At 70.6% G+C, this 25,803-nt stretch carries 28 protein-coding genes; 15 read left to right on the top strand and 13 right to left on the bottom strand.

Features of this window, described 5'->3' with window-relative positions; genetic code table 11:
- The first annotated feature begins 47 nt into the window (after nucleotides 1–47).
- Complete coding sequence (locus QRN26_RS04555; protein ID WP_285035505.1) at nucleotides 48–1,178, top strand: hypothetical protein; 1,131 nt, start codon at nucleotides 48–50, stop codon at nucleotides 1,176–1,178.
- Between the two features lie 43 nt (nucleotides 1,179–1,221).
- Here the strand turns inward: QRN26_RS04555 and QRN26_RS04550 are convergent, their stop codons facing one another.
- Complete coding sequence (locus tag QRN26_RS04550) at nucleotides 1,222–1,788, bottom strand: TetR family transcriptional regulator (protein WP_285035503.1); 567 nt, start codon at nucleotides 1,786–1,788, stop codon at nucleotides 1,222–1,224.
- Between the two features lie 102 nt (nucleotides 1,789–1,890).
- On the opposite strand from QRN26_RS04550, the gene QRN26_RS04545 reads away from it, so the two are divergent.
- Entirely contained in the window at nucleotides 1,891–3,006 is a 1,116-nt protein-coding gene (locus tag QRN26_RS04545) for a zinc-binding alcohol dehydrogenase family protein (RefSeq protein WP_285035502.1), read from the top strand.
- Between the two features lie 24 nt (nucleotides 3,007–3,030).
- Here the strand turns inward: QRN26_RS04545 and QRN26_RS04540 are convergent, their stop codons facing one another.
- Nucleotides 3,031–3,615 (bottom strand): NADPH-dependent FMN reductase, encoded by a 585-nt coding sequence (locus tag QRN26_RS04540; RefSeq protein WP_285035501.1) that lies wholly within the window; start codon nucleotides 3,613–3,615, stop codon nucleotides 3,031–3,033.
- A 57-nt stretch (nucleotides 3,616–3,672) separates the two neighbouring features.
- Here QRN26_RS04540 and QRN26_RS18900 point away from each other — a divergent pair, with 57 nt between their 5' ends.
- Complete coding sequence (locus tag QRN26_RS18900; protein WP_350223906.1) at nucleotides 3,673–4,755, top strand: GrpB family protein; 1,083 nt, start codon at nucleotides 3,673–3,675, stop codon at nucleotides 4,753–4,755.
- Here QRN26_RS18900 and QRN26_RS04525 read toward each other — a convergent pair.
- On the bottom strand, nucleotides 4,712–5,995 hold the full coding sequence (locus QRN26_RS04525; protein ID WP_285035499.1) for a threonine/serine exporter family protein: 1,284 nt from the start codon (nucleotides 5,993–5,995) through the stop codon (nucleotides 4,712–4,714). The genes QRN26_RS18900 and QRN26_RS04525 overlap by 44 nt on opposite strands.
- A gap of 115 nt (nucleotides 5,996–6,110) precedes the next feature.
- Between QRN26_RS04525 and QRN26_RS04520 the strand changes: the two genes are divergently transcribed.
- The 3 genes from QRN26_RS04520 (at nucleotide 6,111) to QRN26_RS04510 (ending at nucleotide 7,982) form a co-directional block, all read left to right on the top strand.
- Nucleotides 6,111–6,707, top strand: coding sequence for a hypothetical protein (locus tag QRN26_RS04520; protein ID WP_285035495.1), 597 nt, complete (start codon nucleotides 6,111–6,113; stop codon nucleotides 6,705–6,707).
- Between the two features lie 107 nt (nucleotides 6,708–6,814).
- Nucleotides 6,815–7,027, top strand: a complete 213-nt coding sequence (locus QRN26_RS04515) for a hypervirulence associated TUDOR domain-containing protein (RefSeq protein WP_064295385.1) — start codon at nucleotides 6,815–6,817, stop codon at nucleotides 7,025–7,027.
- Nucleotides 7,028–7,073: 46 nt separating this feature from the next.
- On the top strand, nucleotides 7,074–7,982 hold the full coding sequence (locus QRN26_RS04510) for a cation diffusion facilitator family transporter (RefSeq protein WP_285035493.1): 909 nt from the start codon (nucleotides 7,074–7,076) through the stop codon (nucleotides 7,980–7,982).
- Between the two features lie 47 nt (nucleotides 7,983–8,029).
- Here the strand turns inward: QRN26_RS04510 and QRN26_RS04505 are convergent, their stop codons facing one another.
- From QRN26_RS04505 to QRN26_RS04470, 8 genes are all read right to left on the bottom strand, one after another.
- Nucleotides 8,030–9,217 carry a uroporphyrinogen decarboxylase/cobalamine-independent methonine synthase family protein gene (locus QRN26_RS04505; RefSeq protein WP_285035490.1) on the bottom strand — a complete coding sequence of 396 codons (1,188 nt, stop codon included), beginning with the start codon at nucleotides 9,215–9,217 and terminating at the stop codon, nucleotides 8,030–8,032.
- A gap of 113 nt (nucleotides 9,218–9,330) precedes the next feature.
- Nucleotides 9,331–10,785: an NAD-dependent succinate-semialdehyde dehydrogenase gene (locus QRN26_RS04500; RefSeq protein WP_285035488.1), complete on the bottom strand. Its 1,455-nt coding sequence runs from the start codon at nucleotides 10,783–10,785 to the stop codon at nucleotides 9,331–9,333.
- A complete protein-coding gene (locus tag QRN26_RS04495) occupies nucleotides 10,782–12,014 on the bottom strand; it encodes an iron-containing alcohol dehydrogenase (RefSeq protein WP_285035486.1) in 1,233 nt (410 codons plus the stop codon). Before QRN26_RS04495 ends, QRN26_RS04500 begins: the two co-directional genes overlap by 4 nt.
- Before the next feature lie 79 nt (nucleotides 12,015–12,093).
- A complete protein-coding gene (locus tag QRN26_RS04490) occupies nucleotides 12,094–12,876 on the bottom strand; it encodes an SDR family NAD(P)-dependent oxidoreductase (RefSeq protein WP_285035484.1) in 783 nt (260 codons plus the stop codon).
- 82 nt (nucleotides 12,877–12,958) lie between these two features.
- Complete coding sequence (locus tag QRN26_RS04485) at nucleotides 12,959–13,744, bottom strand: HpcH/HpaI aldolase family protein (protein WP_285035482.1); 786 nt, start codon at nucleotides 13,742–13,744, stop codon at nucleotides 12,959–12,961.
- A gap of 2 nt (nucleotides 13,745–13,746) precedes the next feature.
- A complete protein-coding gene (locus tag QRN26_RS04480; RefSeq protein ID WP_285035480.1) occupies nucleotides 13,747–14,664 on the bottom strand; it encodes a cupin domain-containing protein in 918 nt (305 codons plus the stop codon).
- 30 nt (nucleotides 14,665–14,694) lie between these two features.
- Complete coding sequence (gene kce, locus QRN26_RS04475) at nucleotides 14,695–15,627, bottom strand: 3,5-dioxohexanoate:acetyl-CoA acetone transferase (protein ID WP_285035477.1); 933 nt, start codon at nucleotides 15,625–15,627, stop codon at nucleotides 14,695–14,697.
- The gene (locus QRN26_RS04470) at nucleotides 15,627–16,547 is read right to left on the bottom strand and encodes a DUF6282 family protein (protein ID WP_285035475.1); all 921 of its coding nucleotides are present in this window, start codon (nucleotides 16,545–16,547) and stop codon (nucleotides 15,627–15,629) included. Before QRN26_RS04470 ends, kce begins: the two co-directional genes overlap by 1 nt.
- A 204-nt stretch (nucleotides 16,548–16,751) precedes the next feature.
- Here QRN26_RS04470 and QRN26_RS04465 point away from each other — a divergent pair, with 204 nt between their 5' ends.
- The 7 genes from QRN26_RS04465 to QRN26_RS04435 all read left to right on the top strand — a co-directional run bounded on the left by QRN26_RS04465 (nucleotide 16,752) and on the right by QRN26_RS04435 (nucleotide 23,508).
- Nucleotides 16,752–17,534, top strand: a complete 783-nt coding sequence (locus QRN26_RS04465; protein WP_285035472.1) for an IclR family transcriptional regulator — start codon at nucleotides 16,752–16,754, stop codon at nucleotides 17,532–17,534.
- A 4-nt stretch (nucleotides 17,535–17,538) separates the two neighbouring features.
- Nucleotides 17,539–18,414, top strand: coding sequence for an ABC transporter permease (locus QRN26_RS04460; protein WP_285035470.1), 876 nt, complete (start codon nucleotides 17,539–17,541; stop codon nucleotides 18,412–18,414).
- Nucleotides 18,411–19,313, top strand: coding sequence for an ABC transporter permease (locus QRN26_RS04455; protein WP_285035468.1), 903 nt, complete (start codon nucleotides 18,411–18,413; stop codon nucleotides 19,311–19,313). The genes QRN26_RS04460 and QRN26_RS04455 overlap by 4 nt, the downstream gene beginning before the upstream one ends.
- Nucleotides 19,310–20,446: an ABC transporter ATP-binding protein gene (locus QRN26_RS04450; RefSeq protein ID WP_285035466.1), complete on the top strand. Its 1,137-nt coding sequence runs from the start codon at nucleotides 19,310–19,312 to the stop codon at nucleotides 20,444–20,446. The genes QRN26_RS04455 and QRN26_RS04450 overlap by 4 nt, the downstream gene beginning before the upstream one ends.
- Nucleotides 20,447–20,559: 113 nt before the next feature.
- Nucleotides 20,560–21,690 (top strand): extracellular solute-binding protein, encoded by a 1,131-nt coding sequence (locus QRN26_RS04445; protein ID WP_285035464.1) that lies wholly within the window; start codon nucleotides 20,560–20,562, stop codon nucleotides 21,688–21,690.
- Between the two features lie 65 nt (nucleotides 21,691–21,755).
- Entirely contained in the window at nucleotides 21,756–22,547 is a 792-nt protein-coding gene (locus QRN26_RS04440; RefSeq protein ID WP_285035463.1) for an IclR family transcriptional regulator, read from the top strand.
- Nucleotides 22,528–23,508, top strand: a complete 981-nt coding sequence (locus QRN26_RS04435) for a cyclase family protein (protein ID WP_285035461.1) — start codon at nucleotides 22,528–22,530, stop codon at nucleotides 23,506–23,508. Before QRN26_RS04440 ends, QRN26_RS04435 begins: the two co-directional genes overlap by 20 nt.
- A 26-nt stretch (nucleotides 23,509–23,534) precedes the next feature.
- Here QRN26_RS04435 and QRN26_RS04430 read toward each other — a convergent pair whose 3' ends face one another.
- Nucleotides 23,535–23,738, bottom strand: coding sequence for a hypothetical protein (locus tag QRN26_RS04430; protein ID WP_157580297.1), 204 nt, complete (start codon nucleotides 23,736–23,738; stop codon nucleotides 23,535–23,537).
- Between the two features lie 189 nt (nucleotides 23,739–23,927).
- Complete coding sequence (locus QRN26_RS04425; protein ID WP_285035459.1) at nucleotides 23,928–24,485, bottom strand: GNAT family N-acetyltransferase; 558 nt, start codon at nucleotides 24,483–24,485, stop codon at nucleotides 23,928–23,930.
- Nucleotides 24,486–24,537: 52 nt separating this feature from the next.
- Here QRN26_RS04425 and QRN26_RS04420 point away from each other — a divergent pair, with 52 nt between their 5' ends.
- Together QRN26_RS04420 and QRN26_RS04415 are read left to right on the top strand one after the other, a co-directional pair.
- Nucleotides 24,538–24,825: a hypothetical protein gene (locus tag QRN26_RS04420; RefSeq protein WP_056009816.1), complete on the top strand. Its 288-nt coding sequence runs from the start codon at nucleotides 24,538–24,540 to the stop codon at nucleotides 24,823–24,825.
- Between the two features lie 58 nt (nucleotides 24,826–24,883).
- Complete coding sequence (locus QRN26_RS04415; protein ID WP_285035458.1) at nucleotides 24,884–25,615, top strand: alpha/beta hydrolase; 732 nt, start codon at nucleotides 24,884–24,886, stop codon at nucleotides 25,613–25,615.
- Nucleotides 25,616–25,803: the final 188 nt, after the last annotated feature.

Raw genomic sequence — 25,803 nt, 5'->3', positions numbered from 1 at the left:
CCGCCGTCCGCCGGACGACGAGCGCGGCGTCACGATAGCCTCCCTGCATGGGGGAATCACGAGGCGCCCGCGCGCGCCGGAACGCACGCCGGGCGATCGCCATCGGACTCGGCGCGGTCACAGCCGCGGTCCTGCTCACCGGGTGCGGTTCGAGCGCCGGCGCTGACGCGGCGCGGGCGTCGATCGTCGAGGCCGTCGAGGGCCTGCCCGATGTCGAGGACGTCAGTGGAACGGTCGAGGCGTCGAACGGCGGCGGGCTCGAGACGTACTACAACGCCAGGATCACCGTCGAGATGGCCGACGGCGCTCCGCCCGAGTCCTACGCCGACGTCGCGACGGCTGCTGCTCAGGCGACCGACGGCAAGGAATCCGGCGAGGTGATCATCGAGGACGCCGCAGGGGGTTCGGTCCGGTTCGGCACCGGTGCACCGGCGAAGACGATCGATGCGACCGTGACGGCCTGGCGCGACTGGGCGGCCGACACGGATCCGGTCGCGGTCGATTCGATCCGGGTCGAGCTCGTCGCGACATCCGCCGACGGGGATCGACCCGCATCCTCCGACCTCCAGGTCATGTTCGTCTTCGCCGAACCGCTCGCGCCAGCCACCATCGCCGGCTTCGTCGGGGAGTTCCAGGCCGAGCTCCCGGACCCGCTGGCAGCTGCGGAGACCACGCTCGTCCTGAACAACCCCGAGTCGTCCTCCGGAGCCCCTCGGTTCAGTGCGACCGGCCTCCCCGTCCCGCCCGCCGTACTGGAGACCATCGCGGCAATCGAGGGGACGACCGCCGTCCTCGCGCCCCTCGGTGGCTCGGTGGCCGGCATCGACTGGTACGGGGAGCAGCATGGTGGGGGCCTCGACCGGCCCGACGAGCTCCTCCTCGCGGTGGCGTTCCCCGGGGACACGCGACTCGGAGGAGTGCCCCTCGCGGAGCTGCAGGCGAGTCCGCAGTGGGCGGCGTACCAGCAGGTGACGACGCTCGCGAACACCTCGGAGACGGCGATCTCGTTCTCGATGAGCGCCGACAATCCGCGGATCGCCGGCTTCACGGCCCAAACATGCGGAAGCGCTGACGACGAGCTGGATCCACCACGCGACCCCAGCGAGGCCGACCAGGCGATCGCCGCCTGGTGGCTGGCTCAGGCACCCGCCTGCCCCGGCGTCGGCCGGCACGAGTGAGCCGCGCGACGCACTGAGCGAAGCTCGACCGACACCCGAACGGTCAGCGCCCGGCGAGATCCCCGAGGCGCCGGCGCATACCGCGGAGGACGTCGATGAGGAGCACGTCGTCCGGGCCGGCCAACCACTGCTCGAGGGCGGCGTCGAAGAGGGCGGAGCCGATGGATGCGGCGAGCGCCGCGTCGGCGGGGGTGACCCCGCTGCCCACCAGGGCGTCGCGCATGGTGTCGGAGAGCACGGCGGACTTCAGCCGTTCCCGCTCGCGGAGTTGCGGTTCCGATCGGATGATCGTCCGACGGGCGGCGATGTCGTCCCGCCAGCGTTGCAGCTCACCGGCCGCGACCGTCTCGAGGCCCGACATCACGAGCGCGAGCGGGTCGAGCCCGGGCGGCGCCATCGCGACCAGCCGACCGACGACCGCCGGCAGCTCCCGTTCGCGGAGGAAGAGGACGTCGCGCTTGTCGGCGAAATGGCGGAAGAAGGTGCGCGTCGTGAGGCCGGCGGCTTCGGCGATCTCCGGGACCGTCGTGGCTGAGAAGCCGCGCTCGGCGAAGAGCTCCATCGCAGCGCTCTCGAGTCGGAGAGCCGCATCGGGTGCCCAGCGTGCCATGCGATCAGGCTAGCGGATGACACGACGTGTCGTCAGGTGTACAGTGATGGCACGACGTGTCATCAATCGGATGCCCGTCGTCCCGATCCCCTTGGAGTCCGCATGTCGACGAACACCGCAGCCTGGCTGCCAGCACACCGCGCAGACCTCGTCGTGGGTCCCGCCGCGATGCACGAGCCGGGCCCGGGAGAGCTCCTCCTCCGGAACCGCGCGGTCGCCGTGAATCCGCTCGACGAGGTGAAGCAGTGGACCGGGAACCTCATGTACCGCTGGCTCCCCAGCCCCGCCGTGCTCGGCGAGGACGTCGCGGGCGAAGTCGTCGCCATCGGGCAGGGTGTCCATCGCTTCGCGGTCGGCGACCGCGTCGTCGCCTACGCCGTCGGCATGGAACGAGGCCGACGCCACGAGGCCGAGGGCGGGTTCCAGCAGTACACGGTCGTCCGGGCCGACCTCGCAGCCCCCATCCCGGCGGACCTGCGCGACGAGGACGCCGTCGTCCTCCCACTCGCGATCTCCACCGCCGCGACCGCCCTCTTCCAAGCGGACCACCTGGCGCTCCCCCACCCCTCCGAGCATCCCTCCCCGACCGGGACGATCGTCGTCGTGTGGGGAGGCGCCACGAGCGTCGGGAGCAACGCCATCCAGCTCGCCGTCGCGTCCGGCCACCGCGTCGCCACGACCGCGTCACCCCACAACCACGACCGGATGCGCGCCCTCGGGGCCGAGATCGTCCTCGATTACCGCAGCCCGTCGGTCGTGGCCGACCTCATCGGCGCGCTGGCCGGCTCGGACGTCGCCGGCGTCCTGGCCGTCGGCACCGGCTCGGCGGAACCGTCGGTCGCGGTGGCCGCGGCGACCGGCGCCCGACGCGTCGCGCTCGCCAGCCCCTCGGTGTCCTTCGGCTCCCTGCCGCGTCGCGGCGGCCCGAGCCTGGCGTTCGTGCGCACCATGAGCCGGCTGGTGGCGGCGAACGTCGCCCTCCAGCTCCGCGCACGCCGGGCCGGTGTCACCGCTCGCTACGTCTGGGGGAGCTCGCTCATGACCAACGAGGTCGGCCCGATGCTGTGGGAGGACTACCTGCCCGGCGCCCTCGCCGCGGGCCGACACGTCTGCGCACCCGCGCCGGAGGTGGTCGGCGAGGGCCTCGAGGCGATCCAGCCCGCGCTCGACCGCGTCCGCGCCGGGGTCTCGGCGCGGAAACTCGTCGTCCGCCTCTGAGACATCCGGCTCCGAGGCGCGGGCTCACACATCCCAGACGGAGCGGTACGTCCGCGCGGCCAGGAGGCCCGAGAGCTCGGCGTGCACGGTCATCGTCTTGGCGAGCCGCTCGGCGCGGTCCACCCGCAGCACCTCGGGTCGTTCCCAGTCCCGCTCGGACAGGTAGGCGGCGTACGGGTTGATCACGCACTTGAAGTCGAGCATGAGCGACTGCCCGAGCGTGCCGGTCGCCATGAAGCTGTGCGGCAGGCCCGCGGCGCAGACGAAGGTCACGACCTTGTCGAACCAGGCGGCGACCCTGCCGTCCTCGCCGGTCGCGCCCGTCGCCTCGATGAGCGACTTCACCGTGGCCGCCGGAGCCCAGTTGTAGATCGGGAAGGCGAGGACGACACCGTCCGCGGCGGAGATGACGTCGTGCAGCCGACGGAAGACGGGGCTGTCGAAGACCCGGGCGTTGTCGAAGGCGGGCAGCTCCAGCTCGGCCAGATCGATGACGGAGGACTCGTGCCCCTGATCGCGGAGCAGCCCGCTGCTCATCGAAGCGAGCGTCCGGCTCCGACTCGCCGGATCGAGGCTGCAGGAGATCACGGGCAGATTCAGGGCGGCCATCCGTCTACGCTAACCCGACACCCGGCGGGAATCCGCGGCGGCGTGCGAAGGTGGAGCATGCTCTCGCCGCAGTCACTCCCCGAAGCCGACCGCCGCCTCGTCGCCGCCTGGGCCGCCGATTGCGCCGAACGGGTGCTGCCGCTCTTCGAGGCGGAGGCGCCCGACGACGACCGTCCGCGTGACGCCATCGCGCGGGCGCGGGCCTTCTCGGCCGGCGAGCTGGATGCGGCCGGCGAGATCCGCCGACGCTTCGTCGCGAACCGCGCCTCACAGGTTGTCACCGCACCCGCGGCGAAGGCCGCCGCCTGGTCGGCCGGGCAGGCGGCCGGTGTCGCGCACATGGGTGCGCATGCGCTGGGCGCCGCCGCCTACGCCGCGAAGGCCGCCGAGCTGGACCACCCCGGCGCCGGTGCGACCGAGATCGCCTGGCAGCTCGAGCACGCGAGCGGTCCGGTCCGGTCCGCCCTCCGTCTCCTCCCCGCGCTCGGCACCGACCCGTCGGGCCCGCTCGGTTCCGGGTTGTTGGCCTCCGGTGTCCTCGGCGCGAACATCCGCGCTCTCCAGGACGGCCTGCACCGACGCCCCCGACGCCCCGACGTCACGGCGCTCGAGCTCGTCGGAGGCGCAGAGCCGGTCCGGGTCGAGCTGCACGACGCCGACCCGCACTGGCCCGAGCGGTACCGCGAGCACCGGCAGCGCATCCTCGACGCCCTCGGGGCCGACGCCGTGGCGATCGAACACATCGGCTCGACGTCGGTGCCCGGACTCGCCGCGAAGCCGATCGTCGACCTCGTGGTCGCCGTAGAGGACATCACGGCGGAGGAGGACTACCTCGACCCGCTGCTGGCCGCAGGCTACGTGCTGCGCGTCCGCGAGCCCCGCCATCGGATGGTCCGGACGCCGGAGCGCGACGTCCACGTGCACCTCTACGAACAGGGCGCGCCGGAGATCGGCGAGTACCTGCTCCTCCGCGACCATCTGCGCTCCGACGCCGCCGACCGCGCGTTGTACGAGCACACCAAGCAGGAGCTGCTCAGCCGGTCGTGGGACGACATGAACGACTACGCCGACGCGAAGACCGAGGTCATCCTCGCGATCAAGGCGCGGGCGCGGCGGACCGGGGACGCACCGGCGGGATGACGACCCCGGTCACGACCGCCGCCGTCTTGACGCCGACGCAGAGGCTGATGAAGACCGTGAGCGCCGCCGTGACCGCCGAGCCCTCGAGCGTCGCGAGGGAGACCAGCCCCACGGTTCCGGGCACGAGCATGAGCAGCGCCGGCTGGAACGTGACGTTGGACGGCACCGCCGCCGAGTAGCGCTCGACGATGCGAGCGACGACGAACACGAGCCCGGCGGTGAGCCCCGTCGCGACCGCGTTCCCCACGAGAGGCGCGAACAGGACGATGCCCGCATAGGTCAACGCCATCACGCAGATCGTCAGCAGCGTCAGGGAGCGCCCGGAACCGAACGCGATCCCGATGCCGGCCGCGAGCATCACCACTCCGATCCAGGTGAACCAGAGCGGCGGGATCGCCTCCCAACCGACGAGGTCCGTGGTGCCGCGGCCGAGTTGGCCGACGAGCGCCGTGGAGTCGGGGTCGATCGACAGGCCCGTGAGTAGCGCCCCGGCCGAGATGCCGGCCGCCATGAAGGCGAGGACGATCAACCCGTACATCAGGCGTGCCGAACCCGTCACGATGTCGGTCGCGGTCAGCTCCAGCAGGGCGTTCGTGATGAGCGCCCCGGGCACGAGGATCGCGATGGGCGCGCAGACGGCGAAGAGCGGCACTGGGCCGAGGTCCATCGCCGAGGCGAGCGTTCCGACGAGCGTCGTCGACACGAACGCCGTCACGAACGGGGCGATCGCGACCGCTCCCCGCCACCGCGCCAGCAGGGTGATGACGAGGCCGACGAACGCGCCGACGAGCATCGAGGCGACGATCGCCCACCACGGGCAGCGGAACAGCAGGGCGAGTCCCCCGGCGAGCAGTAGGTTCCCGACCACCCAGTGCATCGAGGCGTGGGGTCGGGGCGTCTCCCGGATCGACTGGACCCGCGCCGGCAGGTCGCCCACCGGCCAGTGCCCGAGCTCGAGTTCGCGCATGAGCCGGTTCGCCCGGGCCGCGCCGCGGAACGACAACTCGCCATGCGTGTTGCCGACCGCGAGCACCGCGCCGGTGTGCACGTCGTTGACGATGATGAGCTGCGGTAGCACCGAGAAGGCGAGGCCCTCGTCACCCGATGCGGCCGTCGCACGCTCCAGGGAGTCGCGGACGTCGGTGACGGAGGTGCCCGCGTCGAGGAGCAGGCAGCCGAGCGCACTGTAGGCGTGCGCAGCGGTCCTGCGGTGTTCCTCGGTAGCGGCGTCGTCACTCATCCCGCCAACGCTACGCGAGATGGGGAGGTGTCCCCATCGCGGTGGCGCCACCGCCCCCGCTACCGTTGATCAGGCGGTCCGGGGGTCGGGCCGTGATGAGACGGTGGGGGCGGCAATGCGCAGGTTCGGGACGGTGGCGATCGCAGGGGCCGCCATGATGATGGCGTTGACGGGATGCGCAGGGGGCGCCGATGACGCAGGCGACTCGGGCGACAACGCCGCGTTCGCGAAGGAGGCCTGCACGGGCTGGAGCGAGATGCTCGCCGCGGACGACGCCGACAACGACGTCCTCAGCTCGCTCATGGACGTCCGCAGCGCGGACCGCACGGCGGAGGACGGCCCGGTCCAGAAGCAGGCGATCCTCGACGCCGCGAACGCGCACGTCGCCACCATCCAGGCTGCACGGGACGCCGTCGCCGACAACCCGCCCGCGGGCGAGGACGCGAAGGCGATCGTCAAGGCCTTCACCGACCACTACGACGCCCGCATCGAGATCGCCGAAGCGCGCATCGCCGAGTTCGAGGAGTTCCCCACCGTCCTGGAACGCAACTACGACCAGGTCATCACGGAATCGCAGGAGGTCCTGAAGGACATCGGCGAGTACGGCGACGGCCAGCCCGACGGCTTCCCCTTCGGCGACATCGAGGACCAGAAGGTCATCACCGCCCTCGACGAGGAGAGCAGCTGCGAGGACGTCATCAACGTCTTCTAGGACTCGGCCTCGGAGTGGACGGGGCGCAAGCCCTTGTCGGCGCGTGACCGGTCCTGGCATCGTCATCGGCACGTCGCACCCGCGGCGCCCGGCGACGAGGAGGCAGCATGGCAGACGTACGAGTGGGTGACCGGGTGTCGTGGGGCACGTCGCAGGGTCGGACGCAGGGGAAGGTCGTCGAGCGGAAGACCGCCGACTTCCAGTTCGACGGCCAGCACTTCACGGCGTCGAAGGACGAGCCCGCGTTCATCGTGGAGTCGGAGAAGACGGGTGCGAAGGCCGCTCACAAGGGATCGGCGCTGCGCGTCCTGAAGTCCTAGGCGTCCCTCGCGCACACGGCGGCCCGGCTGGGCGTAGCGTTGCCCCATGACCGTCGTGATCGCCTTCCTGGCCAACGTCATCGTCGCCATCGCGAAGTCCATCGTCGCCGCACTGACCGGCTCGGCGTCGATGCTCGCGGAGGCGGCACACTCGTGGGCCGACGCGGGGAACGAGATCTTCCTGCTCATCGCCGACAAACGCGCCGACAAGCAGCGGGACGCCGCCCACCCGCTCGGCTACGGCCGCGACGCGTACATCTTCTCGCTCTTCGCGGCCTTCGGGATCTTCACCGTCGGTGCGGTCGTCTCGATCCAGCACGGCATCCAGAGCCTCACCGCTCCGGAGGCGATGGAGAATTACGCCCTCAGCTACCTGGTGCTCGGCGTCGCCTTCCTCCTGGAGGGCTTCTCGTTCACGCAGTCGATCCTCGAGGGCCGCCGCACGGCGAAGAAGTACGGCCGCGGGTTCTTCGACTACATCGTGAACGGCTCCAACACGACGCTCCGCTCGGTCTTCTTCGAGGACTCCGCGGCACTGCTCGGCCTCATCATCGCCGGTGCCGGCATCGGCCTCCACCAGGTGACCGGCGACCCGGTCTGGGACGCGATCGGCTCGATCGCGATCGGTGTGCTGCTCGGCGGGGTCGCGCTCCTGCTCATCAACCGCAACCGGCGCTATCTCCTCGGGGCCTCCCCGAGCCCGGCGTACCGGGCGCAGACGATCACCGCGCTCCTGGCGCACCCCGAGATCGAGCGGGTCACCGCCCTGTACCTCGAGTTCAGTGGCCCGGAACGGCTCTTCCTCGTCGCGTCCGTCGACCTCGTCGGCGACGACCGGGAGAACGACGTCGCGCGGCAGCTCCGCCGACTCGAGGGCGACCTCGAGCAGGACGACCTCATCGGCAAGGCCGTGCTCACGCTCTCCGTGAGCGACGAGGCGTCGATCACCGCCTGAGCGCCCGGCCCGCACCCGCGCTCTCACCCGCGCGGGTCGGCGACGGGTCAGGCGCCGAACAACCGCTTCGAGGCGATCTCGGCACCCTCGACGAGCGCGCCGAGCTTCGCCCAGGCCACGTCCGTCGCGACGAACTCGTAGCTCGCGAACGTCGAGAGACCGCAGTCGGTGCCGGCGATCACGCGGGTCGGATCTCCGACCGCCTCTGCGACCTCGACGATGCGGTTCGCGACGACCTGCGGGTGCTCCAGGTAGTTGGTGGTGACGTCGATGACGCCCGGGATGAGCAGCGCCCCCTCGGGTAGCGGGTGCTCGCGGAACGCCGGAGCCTCGTGCTGGTGCCGCGGATTGCCGAGCGGGATGCTGAACGCGCCCACGTTCGCCCGGTAGAGGTGTGGGAGGAGCACGTCGACGGGGACGTCGTCCTGGTGCGGCCCCTGCCAGTTGCCCCAACAGACGTGCAGCCGGACCTGCTCGCGAGGGATGTTCCGGATGGCGTGGTTGAGGGCGTCGATGTGGAGGTCCACCGCCGCGAGGAACTCCTCGAGCGTCGAATCGCCGAACTGGATGACCCGCTCCATGGCGAGGTCCGGGGCGTCGAGCTGCAGGACGTGGCCCCGGGCGACGATCGCCTCGTACTCGACCCGCAGTTCGTCGGCGAGCGCGAAGACGTAGGCCCGGTCGTCGCCGTAGTGCGGGTTCGCCGCGTCGAGGAGCAACGTGGTCGAGACGATCCCGGGCGTCGCAGCGGAGAAGAAGGTGCCGGCGGGCACCCGCCCCTGGGCTGCCTGCACGGCGAGCTCCCGGTCGAAGCCGTCGAGGTCGGCGGTGATGCCGGACAGCGTCGGGTCGTAGGTGAGCAGGCCCTGCGCCATCGGCGGGTCCCAGACGCGCGCGACGTCGGCGCCCTCGACGATCTGCTTGGCCTGGAAGGCGGCGTAGTCCGGGAACGCCAGGGAGTCGAGCGTCGGCTTCCGGTGCCCTGCGCCGCCGAAGCCCTCGATGCGTTCGAGAACGTAGGTCGAGAACCCGACGCGCGGGACCTCGCCGTCGTTGATGAGGTCGAGGCCCGTCGCGAGCTGGGCGGCGACCGTTGCGGCCACCGCCTCCGCCGCGACCTCCTCCAGCTCCGCGACGTCGAACGCGCGCCGCTGGTCCCGGGCGACGAGCAGCCGGGTCAGCTCGGGCGTGCGCGGCAGACTCCCCGCGTGAGTGGTCAGGATGCGGTCGGTCATGCGTGAGCTCCTCGATGCTTGGCGCGGGTGGGCGCGGACGGAACCGTCGGGCGCCGGTCACCGCTCCCACGATGCCGCATCGCCCAGCCGGCCGCCAGCCTCATCACCCCCGGCTACGCCGTCAGCGCGATGTACTGCTCCTCCAGGAACTCGAGGATGCCCTCGCTCGACCCCTCACGCCCCAGGCCGCTCTGCTTGACCCCGCCGAACGGCGCGGCCGGGTCGCTCACGACACCGCGGTTGACGGCGACCATGCCCGCCTCCAGCCGGCGGGCGACGGCGACCGCCTCACGCTCCTCACCGAAGACGTAGGCCATGAGTCCGAAGACGGTGTCGTTCGCCATGCGCACCGCCTCGTCGACCTCGTCGTACCGCACCACGGCCGTGACCGGACCGAAGATCTCGGTGGTCGTGATCTCCGAGCCGTGCCGGACGCCGGTCACGAGCGTCGCGTCGTAGAACGCGCCCTCCTTCGACGGTCGACCGCCCTGCACGACACTGGCCCCGTCGCGGACCGCACCCTCGACGAGCGCCGCCACCTTGTCGCGCTCGTGCACCGAGACGAGCGCGCCGAGCTCGTTGTCGTGGTCGAGCCCAGGCCCCACCCGCATCGCGGCGAGCGCCTCGCCCATCCGGTCGACGAACGCGTCGTGGACGCTCGCGTGCACGTAGAAGCGGTTCGCCGCCGTGCACGCCGAGCCGCCGTTGCGCATCTTGGCGAGGAGCGACTCGCGGACGGTGAGGTCGAGATCGGCTCCGGGGAGGACGATCACGGGGGCGTTGCCACCGAGCTCCATCGAGGCGCTCACGACGGTGTCGGCGCACGCGTGCAGGAGCTCCCGTCCGACCTCGGTCGACCCGGTGAACGACAGTTTGCGGACGGCCGGGTGCGCGAGCATCTCGGCGACGATCGGCCCGGTGGGTACCGGCGTGACGAGACTCACGACCCCCGGCGGGAACCCGACCCGGTGGAGGACGTCGACCACGTAGGCCGCGGCCAACGGCGTCTCGCGCGCGGGCTTGAGGATGACGGTGCACCCGGCGGCGAGCGCCGGGGCGAGCTTGCGGGTCGCCATCGCGGCGGGGAAGTTCCACGGGGTGATGAGGAGGGAGACGCCGATGGGCTGTCGGTCGACGACGATCCGTTTGTCGCCGCTCGGGGAGAGCCGGTAGTCGCCGGGGATCCTGACGGCTTCCTCCGCGAACCACCGGAAGAACTCCTTGGCGTAGTTCGCCTCGCCGATGGCGTCGCGGTAGGACTTCCCGTTCTCCCGGATCATGATCTCGGCGAGCGTCTCGACCTCGTCGGTGAGGACCTCGTAGGCGGCACGGAGCAGCTCGCCGCGTTCCCGGGGCGGGGTGGCCGCCCAGGAGGCCTGGGCGGCGGCGGCGGATTCGACGGCGGCGAGGCAGTCCTCGCGGCTCGCGATGGCGAAGTCGGCGATCGTGCTGCCGTCGGCCGGGTCGACGACGGGGAAGGTGCGTCCGTCGGACCCGGCCCGCCAGACGCCGTCGATGAAGAGGCGGGCGATCGGTTCGGTGCTCGTGGTGGTGAGGGTGGTGGTCATCGTGCGTCCGTGTCTGCTCGGAGGGCGGATCGGTCGCCGGCGTGGGCGGCCTGGAGGATGGCGTGCAGCAGCTCCGGGTCGGAGCCGATCGGTGAGATGTCGACGAGTCGTCTCGAGCGCATCGCCAGCTCGGCGATACGGGGCAGCTGGTCGGCCTCGACGCCGATCTCGGCGAGGCTCGTCGGGATGCCGATGGTGCCGCAGAGTTCCGCGACGCGGTCGACCGCGTCCTGTGCCGCCGCATGGACGTCGGTCTCGGTGCCGCCGAGTGCCGCGTCGATGGCCGCCAGGCGTTCGGGGATGACGGGCACGCACGCCTGGAGGACGTACGGGATCATGAGCCCGGTACCGAGTCCGTGCGGGGTCTTGGTGATCGCGCCGACCGGGTACTGGACCGCGTGGGAGAGGTGCGTGCCGGTCGGGCCGAAGCACATGCCGGCGAGGAGGCTGCCGTACGCGACCTCGGCTCGGGCCTCGCGGTCGGTGCCGTCGGCGACGGCCCTGGGCAGGTTGGGCGCGATCCGTCGGATCGCCTCGAGCGCCAGGTGTCGGACGAACAGGTTCTGCCCGGTGAACACGGGCAGACGGGTCTCCCAGTCCAACGGCAGCTCGGCCGCGGTGAACGACTCGAGCGCGTGCACGAGGGCGTCGATGCCGGCGTACGCGGTGACCGACGGCGGTGCGCCGATGGTCAGCTCGGGGTCGACGACGGCGGCGACCGGGATGAGGTGGTGGCTCGAGACGCCGATCTTCATCTCCTGGGCAGGGTCGGAGATCACGGCTACCGGGGTGACCTCGGAGCCCGTCCCGGCGGTCGTCGGTACGGCCACGATCGGGAGGACGGGCCCCGGCACGTTGTTCTCGCCGTAGTAGTCGGCGAGGACGCCACCGTGGGCGACGAGCACCGCGATGAGCTTCGCCGCGTCGAGGGAGCTGCCACCGCCGTATGCCAGCACGACGTCGGGGGCGAAGTCCGCGGCCACCCGGCCCGCCTCGGTGAGCGAGTCGACCGGGAGTTCCGGGAGCACCTCGGTGTAGACGGCGACCTCGAACGCGTCCGCACGCAGGGTGTCGACGATCGTCGTGAAGTCCGGCGAGTCGGCGAGGAAGGGGTCGACGACGGCGAACACGCGGGTCCCGTGCTCGCGGAGGATCACGGGCAGTTGGCGGCGGACGCCGAAGCCGACGTGGATGCGGGGTGGGAGGCGGAGGGTTCCGGTCTCGGTCATGCTGCTGGGTCCTGTCCGTTCGGAGGCGGCGGGGTGGGTGGCGGTGGCGTGTTCGGTGGTGCGATGGTCGAGGCCGGTGTCAGGCACTGAAGCCGCCGTCCACCGGGAGGACGACACCGCTGATGTGGCTCGCGAGGTCGCTGAGGAGCCAGGCTGCCGCTTCGCCGACCTCGGCACCGGTGCCCGCCTTGCGGAGCGGGGTCGCGGCGATCCGCGCCTCGACTCCGCCCGGGATGGCGACCCTCGTCTGGTCGAGCATGGGGGTCTCGGTGGGGCCGGGGGCGAGCGCGTTCACCCGGATGCCGAGCGGTCCGTTGTCGTGCGCGGCGGTACGGGTCAGTCCGATCACGGCGTGCTTGGTGGCCTGGTAGGCGCCCATGCCGGAACTGCCGCGGAGACCGCCGATGCTACTCACGTTGACGATGGAGCCGGTGCCGGCGGCGCGCATGACCCGGAGCTCCTCGCGCAGACAGAGCCACACACCCTTCACGTTGACGGCGAGGAGGCGGTCGAAGTCCGCTTCGGTCACCTCGTCCAGGCGACCCGCCTGGGTGAGCGCCGCGTTGTTGAACGCGCCGTCGAGCCGGCCGAACCGCTCGACGGTCGCGTCGACGATACGGGCGACGTCGGCTCCGACGCTGATGTCGCCGGTGATCGACGCGGCGTCGTACCCGGCCGCGACGAGGTCGTCGGTGACCGCGGTGAGTGGCCCGGCGGTGCGCGCCACGAGCATGACGGAGGCACCGTGTTCGGCGAAGACGCGCGCGGCGTCGGCACCGATGCCGGCGCTCGCGCCGACGACGAGGACGACCTTGCCGTCGAGGAGGGCGTGCGGTGTGGTCGTGGGGGTCGCTGTGTTCATGGGGTCCTTCCACCAGGTGGGTGCTGCGGGTCGATCGGTTCGGGAGTCGGTGTCGTCGGGATGTCTCGTCGTCCTGCTGTCGTCAGGCGTACCGCACCGAGCGGCCCGCCTGTACCGCCGCGGACGCCGCGCCGCCGAGCAGACTCGCGTCGTTGCTCATGAGGGTGAAGCGGTAGCCGGCGTCGACCGAGGCCTGCACGGAGGCCGCACTGGCGCCGCCGGCGTTGCCGATGGGCTTCCCGACGGCGACGGTGTCACGGATCGCTCGGGCGATGAGGTCGACGACGACCGGGTCGGATTCGCTCCGACCCTCACTCGTGGAGAGGTCGGCCGCGCCGATGAGCAGGGCGTCGACCCCGGCGACGGCGGCGATCGCCCCGGCGTCGCGTGCGGCGGCGGCGCTCTCGATCTGGGCGATCAACACGACCTCCTCCTGCCCGAACCGCAGGTACTCCTCGCGTGACGTCGCCCCCCACGCACCGGCGCGGCTCGTGCTGCCGACACCGCGGGTGCCGAGCGGGGCGAACCGCACGGCGGCCGCTGCGGCCTCGGCCTGCGCGACCGAGTCCACGTGCGGGAGCATGATCCCTTCCGCACCGGCGTCGAGCACGCGCTGGACGACACCGCCGTCGAGCGCCGGGATGCGCACGATCGGTGAGACGCCGGCGAGCAGCGCCACCCCGATGTGCTGCGAGGCCGTCTCCATGCTCATCGGCGAGTGCTCGAGGTCGATGACCGCGAAGTCGAAGCCGGCGAGCGCCACGAGTTCCATGCTCTCCATCGCCGGCAGCTTCACCCAGGTGCCGAGAGCCGGACCGGCGTCGGCGGCGAGGGCGGCTCGGAACCGGCTCGTCCGTCTCGTCGCCATGGTCACGAGGCCGGGTAGTCGTCGGCGTTCAGCACCCAACCGGATGCCGAGAAGTCCACGCGCGGGGGCGCGAAGATGTCCAGGAGCTGCTGGTGCGGCCCGACCCCTTGCGTCGTGTGCACCGTCGGCGGCGGGATGATGCAGATCGAGGGGGTGCCGATCTCCTCGTGCTCGTCGGCGCGCCACTGCGAGGAGTCCGGTCCCCACGGGTACCGGATGTGGTGACGGAACCGGCCCTTCACGCCGAAGGAGATCTGCTCGAAGTCGTCGTGGAAGTGCGGCGAGAGCTTGTGGGCGTCCCGTGGCGCGGGTTCCTCCGCGAGGAAGTTCACCATGAGGTTCGTGGTGCGGAAGATCCGACCGAACCGCCCCTCGGCGATCGGGGTGTCGGCGAGCCGGTACACCCGGAGCGCGAATCCGCCGACCGGGTCCGGCCAGGGCTCGAGCGGAGCGGCCCGCTGGTCGGGTTCGGCGTACGCGTCGGCGTTCGAGGCGCGCTGCAGGAGGTCCTCGGCCCGGGTGGAGAACAGCCGGATCACGGGCCCGTCGGTGACGACCTCGATCTCGCTGTCGCCGGGCGGGACGACGACGAACGCCTCCTCGGCGACGTCGGCCTCCGTGCCACCCGCCGAGATGCGGAGGGCGGCGCTGTCGGAGTACAGGAGCACGGCGTACTCGTCGGGTTGCCCGGCCCGGCTGAAGCGCTCACCGGCGCGCGCGTCGGAATACACGATCACCAGGTTGGCGGCCCTGGCGATCCAGGTGCGGCCGCCGGCGGAGCCCGTCTCGGCGGGCGGGACGTCGTCGAACGCGATCCACTGCGACGGCTTGACCGGGGTGGTCGGGTCGATCGACGGCGCGGCGCCGGTCGGTGCCGTCGCCAGCCGTGAACGGATGTCGTCTTTGGCATACATCGTCATGGGGTTCCTTGTCGTGAGGTGGGGTCCTGGTCAGCGGGTGACTCGGTCGAGGCCCTTGAGGCGGAGCATGCGTCGAGCGTCGTCCGGCGTGGCGATCGTCTTGCCGAGGTCCTCGACGACCGCCCGGATCTTCCGGACCTGTTGTGCGTTGCTCGTGGCGAGCTCGCCCTTCCCGATCCAGAGGCTGTCCTCGAGGCCGACCCGGACGTGTCCCCCGAGCCAGGCGCTGTGGGTGCCGAACTGCATCTGGCCGCGGCCGGCGGCGAACGCGGAGAACGAGTAGTCGTCGCCGAAGAGCTTGTCGGCGATCGCGACCATGTGGGTGAGGTTCTCGTGGTCGGCCCCGATCCCACCGAGGATGCCGAAGACCCCCTGGATGAGGAACGGCGCCTTCGCGAGCCCGCGGTCGGCGAAGTAGGCGAGCGAGTAGAGGTGGCCGATGTCGTAGCACTCGTACTCGAACCGGGTCCCGAGGCCGTCGCCCAGCTCGCGGAGCGTGTGCTCGATGCGGTCGAAGGAGTTGATGAACGGTTGCGAGTAGGTGTTCAGCACGTACTGGCGTTCCCAGTCGTGCTTCCACTCCGTGACCTTGTCGGCGATGCCCGCGTAAACGAAGTTCATCGACCCCATGTTCAACGAGGCGAGTTCGGGGGCGAAGCGCATCGCCCCCGCGAGCCGTTGCTCCATGGTCATGGCCGAGGAGCCGCCCGTCGTGATGTTGATGACGACGTCGGTCTCGTCGAGGATCCGCGGGATGATCTGCTCGTAGATCTCGGCCTCCCAGGCAGGCCGTCCGTCCGGATGCCTGGCATGCAGATGGATGACGGCCGATCCCGCCTCCACCGCTTCGAGTGCGGAGGCGACGACCTGGTCGGCACTGAGCGGCAGGGCGTCGCTCTGGGACGGGACGTTGACCGAACCCGTGACGGCCGTGCTGATGATGACCTGCTCGGCGGCCAACATCAGTTGGTCTCCTCGAGCCCGAGGAGGAAGGCGGTGTTCCGGCAGATCATCTGCCGGATGTCGCGCTCGGACACCCCGTGGTCGAGCAGCTGCTGGATGACGTAGATGTATCCGTCCACCGGCAGCGGGTTGGTGAGCTGCCCGAGGTCCGAGTCGATGACGGTGCGTTCCGGGCCGACCTTCTCGATCCAGTCCACGAGCTGGCTGATGGGGAAGCCGGGAGCGGGGACGCCCGGGTGGTACATCGACATCTCGTGCTCGACGAAGGCGCCGTAGCCGAGCATCTCCTCCACGTCGCCGTCGGAGGCGTTGACGATGAAGTCCGGGTGGTGGAGGAGCAGCCTGGTGACACCGTTGTCCTTCGCGGTCGCGAACAGCGCCTTCATCGACTCGGCGTCGAGGTGTCCACCGGAGAGCATGATGCCGGCCTCGCCGACGAGCTGGGTGACGCGGACCGTCTCGGCCGAGACGTCGCCGTTCGCCGCCCAAATGGACTCCTCGCGTTCCTCGAGGTTGGAACCGGCGGTGGGGAAGCCGTCGTCGTGACTGTGCGCGCGGATGTGCTGCCCGGCCGAGACCGTGGGACCCCAGACGGCGCGGCCGCCCATCTGGATCGCGACGGCGACGGCTGAGGGGTTGATCCCGCCCACCTCGGAGTTGAGGGCGACACCACCATAGGCGGGGGTCGGTGCGTCGGCGAGGAGGTCGCGCATCGCCAGGAGGTCCATGACGGTGTTGTGGTGGTGCGACTTGATGAGGATGGCCCGCAGCCCGATGCGGGCGGCGTCGTAGGACGCCTCCACGTGGTTGAGCCGACGGGGGAAGGGGCTGGGGCCGGAGTGCACGTGCAGGTCGACCGCTCCGTGCAGGACCTTGAGCAGTGCGGGCGACGGGATGGGTGCGTCTTCGGTGGCGAGCATCCGAGAACCTCCTTGTGTTCGGATTGCGTACTTTTGGTTCAGATTACGCACACAAGCCGATCGTGTCCAGCGAAAGCGCCAGGATCATCACGGATTTGTCGAGCGCTCTGTGTTCATGATGCGAAATTGAGGATTGCATTATGAACAGACACCTGCTGTACTGATCGACGACAACCGCTTCGACCCTCGATGAGGAGGTGTGACATGAGTGACGCGACCGCAGGCATCGCCCAGCAGGTTCCGGCCCAGCCGGTTCCGCTCCCCGAGACCGACCGCGGGTCCATCCAGTCGATCGAACGGGCGGCGATGATCCTCGCGCTGTTCGACCAGCACACGAGGGTCCTCTCCCCCGCGCTCGTGGCGGATCGGCTCGGCCTGAACCGCACGACGGCGCACCGGTACCTGCTCTCCATGCAGGCCTCCGGCTTCCTCAACGCCGCGTCCGGCCCCGGCCCGCTCATCGACCAGCTCTCCGGGCTCGTCTCGACGCGTCAGCAGATCATGAGCCTCGCACCCTCCCTCCTCCGGCAGCTCTCCGACCGCACCGGCCTCACCGCCGTCGTCAGCTTCCTCGGCCGCTCCGGCGCCGTCGTCGGCCATGTCGAGGAGGCGAACGAGGGCACCATCGTGCTCACGGTGCGCGTCGGGACGGTCCTCGAGATCAAGGCCGCCCAGTCGCGGGTGCTCCTCGCCTTCCAGTCGGACCCCACGGTCGTCTCCCGCCTGCACGCCGGCCTGCCGCCGGCGGAGGCCCAGCTTGAACACGCGGAACTCGCCCTCGCCCGGCGCGACCGGATCGCCTGGGCCGACCTCGGCCGGGTCGGGCTGGCCTCCGTGGCTGCCCCCGTGTTCGGCGCCGACGACGTCCAGGCGGCCATGGCCGTCCTGGGCACCACGACCATGCTCCCCTCCTCTCCCGAGTCCGAGGAGCGCGTGACGATGCTGCGTGAGGCTGCCGAGCAGCTCAGCGCCATGCTGAACGGATGATCAGATGACGACCACCTCCCCGCACACCCGACGGTTGCCGCGACCCGCCTGGCTGCTGCTTGTTCCGGCGCTCGGCGTCCTCGCCGTGGTGCTCCTCGTCCCACTCGGGCAGAGCCTCCTGCGCAGCTTCGGCACGCCCGACGTCACGCTCGACCACTACGCCTCCCTCTTCACCGACGGCGTCACCCTCACCGTGCTCGGCCGGACGGCCACGACGGCGATCATCGTCACGGTCGTCGCCTTCCTCCTCGGCTACCCCTACGCGTACCTCATGACCCGTGTCGGCCCGCGCACCCGCGGCATCCTGCTCGTGATCGTGCTGATCCCGTTCTGGACCTCCGTCATGGCCCGCAACTACGCCTGGATCGTGCTGCTTCAGCGCGGCGGGCCCGTGCAGAGCGTGTTCGAGTTCTTCGGCGCCGGGGACGTGGTGTTCCAGGGCAGTGTCGTCGGCGTCACGATCGCGATGAGCCAGGTGCTCCTCCCCTTCATGGTGCTCCCCCTGTACAGCTCACTGGGCGGCATCGACCGGAAGCTGCTCCTCGCGGCCCGCGGCCTGGGTTCCTCCCCGCTCGTCGCGTTCTGGAAGATCTACTGGCCGCTCTCGCGCGGCGGCGTCGTCTCCGGACTCATCCTCGTCTTCACGCTGAGCCTCGGCTTCTACGTCACCCCGGCCCTCCTCGGCTCGCCGCAGCAGTCGCTCATCGCCCAGCTGCTCGCGCAGCGGACGACGCAGCTCCTCGACTTCGCCGGGGCCGGGGCCCTCGGCATCCTCGTCCTGGTCGTCACCCTCACCCTGGTCGCCTGGGCCAACCGCTTCGGCGGGACCATCTCGGCCATCGGCGTCACCAGTACCGCCCCGACGAAGGAGCACTCATGACCGCGCTGAGCGACGTCGACGACGTCGACACCCGCAGCGTCCTCACCGCCCGCGGACCCTCGACCTCGCCAGGGGCACGCCGGGTCCGGCGCAAGGACCGCGGCGTCGACCCGGTCCCCTGGTGGCTCATCGTCATCGGGACCCTGGTCGCCCTCTACTTCATCCTGCCGACGCTCATCGTCATCCCGTTGAGCTTCAGCGCCGCCTCGGCGTTCCAGTTCCCGCCGACGGAGTTCTCCCTGCGGTGGTACGAGAACTTCTTCACCGACCCGAAGTGGCTCTCCTCGCTCGGGAACTCGTTCCTCGTCGCCATCCTGGCAGCCGTCATCGCGACCCTCGTCGGCACGGCGGCCGCGGTCGGGCTGAACCGCCTGACCGGACGGCTCGCCGGGTTCCTGCGGACCCTGCTCATGATCTCGATGGTCACCCCGGCCATCGTCGTGGCGGTCGCCGTGTACGTGTCGTTCCTCCAGTGGCACCTGACGGGCAGCCTGCTCGGGTACGTGCTCGCCCACGCCGCGCTCGGGGTGCCGTTCGTGCTCGTGTCGGTGACGACGGCGCTCGGTGGCTTCGATCCGAAGCTCCTGCGCGCCTCGGCTTCGCTCGGAGCCTCACCGCTGCGGTCCTTCATCACCGTCACCATGCCGCTCATCAGCCGTGGCGTGCTCACCGGCGCCATCTTCGCCTTCGTCACCTCGTTCGACGAGGTCGTGATCGCCCTGTTCCTGCGCTCGCCGACCTTCCAGACGCTGCCGGTGCAGATGTACAACAGCGTCACCTTCGAGCTCGATCCCACCATCTCCGCGTCGTCGAGCCTCGTCGTCGTCGCCGTGACCATCATCTTCCTGGTGCCCATGCTCATCGGCAGCCGCACCAAGACCCGTAAGGAGACGTCGTGACCATCTCACGCGCAGACACCACCCCGTCGACCACGGCGACGCAGCCACGCCAGGGGACGAGGATCCGTCTCGACGGGGTGACGAAGGACTACGGGCTCGCCGCGCCCGCCGTGGACGACATCTCGCTCACCATCGAGCCGGGCGAGTTCATGACCCTGCTCGGCCCGAGCGGCTCTGGCAAGACGACGACGCTGAACCTCATCGCGGGCTTCGAGACGCTGAGCGCCGGCACCATCGACCTGAACGGAGCCGATGTCGGGTCGCTGCCACCCCACAAGCGCAACCTCGGCATGCTCTTCCAGAACTACGCCCTCTTCCCGCACATGACCGTGGCGCAGAACGTCGGGTACCCGCTCCGGGAGCGCCGGCTGCCGAAGGCCGAGATCGCCCGACGGGTGAGCGAGGTGCTCGAGCTCGTGCAGCTGCCCGGACGCGACGGGAACTTCCCCTCCCAGCTCTCCGGCGGGCAGCAGCAGCGCGTGGCGCTCGCCCGGGCCATCGTGTTCAACCCGGCGGCGCTCCTCCTCGACGAACCGCTCGGCGCCCTCGACCGCAACCTCCGCGGAGCCTTGCAGATGGAGATCCGACGGATCCACCGCGAGGTCGGCTCCACCTTCGTCTTCGTCACGCACGACCAGGAGGAGGCGATGAACCTCTCCGACCGGATCGCGTTGTTCAACAGCGGACGCATCGAGCAGGTCGGCTCGCCCGAGCAGCTGTACCGGGAGCCGGACACCCTGTTCACCGCCACGTTCCTCGGCGACTCGAACGTCTTCGACCTCGGTGGCTCCGCGTTCGGCCCGCAGGCCGGTTGGGAGGGCAACACCTGGTCGATCGATCCGACCACCGTCGCCGACCACCCCGGGGTCGACGTGCACGGCGCCGTCGTCGTGCGACCGGAGGATCTGCGCATCGTGCAGGACCCGGCGACCGTGCCACCGGGCGCCAACACGGTGCAGGCGACCATCCGCGACCTGGAGTACATGGGCTCGTACCGCACCGCCATGCTCGACCTCGGTGGGACCGGCCTGCTCGGCCGCGCCCGCATCGACGCCCTCGACGCCGCCCACACGCTCGGCGACACCGTGACCGCCTGGTGGCGACCGGAGCGGCAGCGCGTCGTCGCCGCGTGAGCCACCCCGAGGATCACCCGACCACCGACCCACACACCCGAACACCTGCAGACGCACCCGAACACCCACCCGCGCCCGGCGACCGTCGGCGCGCACACACCGAGGAGACGACAATGGCGCCCAGCTCCACCTCCAGATCCATCAGTAGGAACACCGACCCCCGCACCCGCCGCACCCGCTTCGCCGTCGGCGTGAGCGTCGTCGCGATCACCGCCCTGCTGTCCGGCTGCGCGAGCGGCGGAACGGCCGCCCCGAGCGGTTCCGCAGCGGCCGGTGACGACGCGGCGGCCACGATCACCTTCGTCGGGTACGGCGGCGGCGGCCAGGACGCACAGATCGCGGCCTGGCAGGAGCCCTATACGAAGGCGCACCCGAACGTCACCTTCGTCAACACCTCACCGCCCGACGTCGCGCAGGTGAAGGCACAGGTGGAGAGCGGTTCCGTGCAGTGGGACGTCATGGCCACGGCCCCCTACGCGGCACAGCAGAACTGCGGCACGCTCTTCGAGAAGCTCGACCTGGCCGATATCGACCAGACGGACCTCGCGGAGGGCACCGTCGGCGAGTGCTACCTCGGCAACTGGATCAACGCCACCCCGATCGCGTACCGAACCGACGCGTTCCCGAAGGGCAAGGGCCCGGAGTCGGTCGCGGACTTCTTCGACACGGGACGGTTCCCCGGCCAACGCGGCATCGTCACGAACCTGCAGAACGGCATCCTCGAGTACCCGCTCCTCGCCGACGGGGTGAAGCCCGACGAGCTGTACCCGCTCGACGTGGACCGCGCCCTCGACAAGCTCGACGAGATCCGCGACGTCACGACCTTCGCCCCGAACGTCGGGGCCCTGCAGCAGGCGGTCGAGGCGAACCAGGTGGACATGTTCCTCCTGCCGGACTCCCGCCTCGTGCCACTGCTCCAGAGCGGCTTCGACATGACAATCGTGTGGGACGTCACGGTCGCCTCGTTGAACGCCTTCGCCATCCCGAAGGGCGCTCCGAACAAGCAGGCCGCCGTCGACTTCATCTCGAGCGTCGTCGAACCGGAGCAGGTCGCGAAGATCTCCGAACTGCTCGGGGTCGCACCCGTCAACACGGCGGCGAAGCCGGAACTCGACGAGTTCACCGAGCAGGTCGAGGTGTACGGGCCGGCCAACACCGGCGAGACCGTGCTCCAGGACATCGACTGGTACACGGACAACTTCAATGACACGACGACGAAGCTGACCACCTGGCTCGCCGGGTGATCAGCCCGCCCGAGCCGAGGCTGCGCTCGACCGGCCGTGTTCTCCAGCTGAACTACGCTTCAGTCATGGCGAACATGGACGGTACGAGCGAAGCATCCGGGTCCGAGATCCAGGCGGTGGACCGCGTCGGACAGATCTGTTCACTGTTCGGTCCGCACACCACGGAGCTGACGGCGGCGGACGTCGCCGAACGCCTGGGACTCAACCGCACCACCGCCTACCGCTACTGCGCGTCGATGGTGTCGGCCGGGATCCTCGAGCGTGGGCCGCGTCGCAGCACCTTCGTCCTCGGTGGACTCATGCTGCAGCTCGGCATCCACGCACTGAGCCGCCGGCGGGTCACCGAGATCGCCCCGCCGCACCTCGCCGAGCTGAGCGCCGCCGTCCGCATGACGGCGGTGCTCAGCCTTTGGGGCGCTCGTGGTCCGATCGTCACGCTCGTCGAGGAGGACCGGACCCGCTCAGCGGTCGTCACGGTCCGGGCCGGCACCCAGCTCGACGCCACGGCCGCCCAGACCCGGGTCTTCCTCGCGCACCTCACGGACGCCCGGGCCTTCGACTGGACCGCGGCGGGTTCGACCACGGCGCAGCGGGCCGAGCTGGAGGCGGCGGTCTACACCGCGCGCCGCTCCGGCTACTGCATCGCCTCCCAGTCCGGCGGCGTGTTCACCGCCGCGGCACCGGTGTTCGACGAGTACGGCATCGCCGCGACCGTCGGGCTCCTCGGCGCCGACCCCCAGGCGGACCTCACGCCGGACTCCCCCATCATCCGCGCACTCCTGCGCACGACGACCGTGTTGAGCAACGAGCTCCGCGGCAGACCGGACGGACCGACCGATGACCATTCCGAGCTATGACCAGCTCGCAGCAGCCACCCCGCCCGGATCCAGCTGGGCGGTCTTCGGCCCGGGCGACGAACTCGGCACCGTCAACTTCCTGACCGCCGAACGCGTCGCCGCCGCAGCAGCCCTCGTCAGGACCGGCCGGCGGTTCGGCCTGGACCACGCGATCACCGCCTTCGAGCCCTACCCGACCGGCACCCGCCGGGCGCTGGAACACCATGTGTTCTCGAACAACCCCTCGCACCGCGACGACTACCTCGACTCCTTCTACCTGCAGTCGTCGTCGCAGATCGACGCGCTCCGCCACATCGGCCACCCGGAGCACGGCTTCTACAACGGGCTGAGCACGGCGGCGAACGACGCCTCGTCGAACCGGCTCGGTGTGCACACCTGGGCCGACGCCGGGATCGCCGGCCGCGGGGTCCTGCTCGACGTACCGCGCTACTTCGCGGCGGTCGGCGAGCCGTACGACCCGTCGTCCACGATCCCGATCGACGCCCCGCTCCTCGACGCGATCGCCGAACACCAGGGCGTGACCTGGCGAGGCGGCGAGCTGCTGCTCCTCAGGACCGCCTGGGCCGAGCAGTACCTCGCGAAGACGCCCGCCGAGCGCTTGGCGACCCCGTGGCGGCAGTCGCCCGGACTGGCGCAGCGCGAATCCGTGCTCCGGTGGTTGTGGGATCACGAGATCGCCCTCGTCGCAGCCGACAACCTCGCCGTCGAGGCGGATCCGGTCGTCGACAGCGACTTCCGTTCACCGGACGACCGGCCACCGGAGCGCGGGGTCGACCACAGCGGGATGCTCCACCGGCCGCTCATCGCCCTGCTGGGCATGGCCCTCGGTGAGCTGTGGCGGTTGGACGAGCTCGCCGAGGACTGCGCGGCCGACGGCGTCTACGAGTGCTTCGTCACCTGCAAGCCGCTCTACGTGCCGGGCGGTGTCGGCTCGCCGCCGAACGCGATCGCCTTCAAGTAAGGCTCGCGTGCTTCACGAGGAAGCACTCAGGCCATGCAGGGAGCCCACTCCTGGTTGGAGAGTTCGCGCTGCTCGTCGTCCGTCTGGAGGAGCCACCCGGTCTTCGTCGCGCCGCGGTACTGGCCGCTCACGAGGTCGGCGCACCACGCGCGTCCGTCGAAGGCCCACCGCACGAAGCTCGCCTCGCTGCCCTTGCGCAGGAGCGGACGTTCGCGTTCTACCTGACTCATGTGTTCCATCTCGACGGTGGCTGACATATCTCCCCACCGTATCGAGGAATGCCGTCGGTGAACAGACTCGGGGAAGCTCCTTGCGTTTCGCGGCCGGGTACCCGAAAATACCCGGTCGCGCCCGGAAGCAGCGGACCGCTCGGGGCTCCCGAAGCGACCATCCGGCCACCGGGCCTGTCGCCTCAGCGCTCAGTTCAGGAACACCCGCAGCGCCTCGTCGGTGAGCGGGCGGTCCGCGAACACGAGCCGCACGGCATCGGGATCAGGGTTGCCCGCGTCGGGGCCGCGCCAGACGACCTCCAGACCGGCACGCTCTGCAGCCCGCCGGGACCCCTCGTTGTGCTCCAGGAGGAATGCGACGACCGGCAGATCCGGTGCCGACGCCGATGCCGCGGCCCGCGCTGCCGAGATGAGCTCCTGGGCGTATCCGCGCCCCCAAGCAGCGGGCGCCAGGCGGTAATACAGGTTCCAAGCGACCCCACCGCGAAGACTCGGGCCCCCGATGCCGACCAGCAAACCCGTCGCGGTGTCGCGCGCCACCCACACGTCGAGCCCGTTGGTGTCCCATCCGTTCTGATAGCGGCCGATCAGTTCCCGGGTCTCCTCGAGCGAGGTGTGGCGAGCGGAGGGCAGATGCGTCCACACCGCGGGGTCGGCGTGGAGGTCGTGGAGCTCCGGCAGGTCGTGCTCGGAGGGGCGCGCGAGCGTCAATCGTTCCGTCAGGGTCGGCGAAGTCGCGTCGGTCATGCCGTCCATTCTGCTCTGGTCGCTGTCCACCCCGACTCGATACCCTGTCCGCATGGCCGCGAAGAACGAACCGATCTCCGCACGTGCCTGTGCGATCCTCAGTGTCACCATCGCCGCCTTCTCCATCTTCCTCGTCGCCTCGACGGCGAGGGACGGCGGATCGTGGACGTTCTCGGTGCTCGCCTGCTTCGTGCCCCTGCTCTTCGCAGCCCAGGGCATCAGGATGAGCCGCCAACCCGGCGCACGGTGGCCCACCTTCAGTCTGATCGGGTCGATCGTCGGGGCCATCCTGGGGCTCGTGTCCTTCGGCGCGTTCGCCTGGCTGCTCGTGCGCTCCTGAGCGCAGCGCCGCCGCGTAGAGTCATCCCACCGTCACCACCACCATCGAAACGAGGGCCATGCGTCTGCACGTCGAGGAACGCGGGCACGGACCCGTCCGCATCGCCCTCATCCACGGGTTCCTGGCCGACGGCGCCGCCTGGACCGACGTCGTCGCCGCCTCCGATCCGGAGCGGTACACGTTCCTCCTCGTCGATCTGCGCGGCCACGGAGCCAGCCCTCGCGCCGATCGGGCACGCGGCGAGCGCTACGACCTCGCCTCGCTCGCAACCGACCTGGTCGAGACGCTGCCGACCGGCCTCGACGCGATCGTGGGTCACTCGCTCGGCGGTCGGGTCCTCGCCGACATCGTGGAACCGCTCCGCCCGGCGCGCGCGATCTACCTCGACCCGGGATTCGGGCTGAAACTCCCCGGCCGCGGCCTCGGAGCCCGACTGTTCTGGAACGTCCCCGGCCTGCCCTGGCTCCTGGCCTGGCTCTACGACCGCACCGATCCCGCGACGGGTCCCGCGAACGTCGCGCTCGCGGAGGCCGCCCACGCCGCGTGGGACCGGACGATGGTCGCAGAGGTCTTGCGGGACGTCGCCGCGAACCCCGTGGCGCCGGCTGCGCCGGTCGTCCCCTCGACGCTGGTGCTGTCCGACGACGCCAAGCTCGTCGTCCCGAGCAGGGACGTCCCCCGCTACGCACAGCTGGGGTGGACGGTGACCCGGTTCCCGGCGATCCGCCACGACATGATGGGGCTCGACGGAGCACGGACCTTCGAAGTCATCGCCCGCGCTCTGAGGTGACGGGCCTCCCATCACCGCCCCCCGGTCGCTGAGCCTGTCGAAGTGCGCACGGAGAACGTCGCCCTTCGACAAGCTCAGGGACCGGGTGGGGAGAACTCAGAGACCGGGTGTCGAGGACTCATGGACCGGGTGGGGACAGCTCCGCGTCCGGATTGTGCAGAGTGCTGATTTCGGGAGCTCATTCCTGC

Origin of the sequence: Plantibacter sp. ME-Dv--P-095 (assembly GCF_030209365.1) — a bacterium.
GTDB lineage: Bacteria > Actinomycetota > Actinomycetes > Actinomycetales > Microbacteriaceae > Plantibacter.
This window is presented reverse-complemented; position numbering and strand designations above follow the sequence as displayed.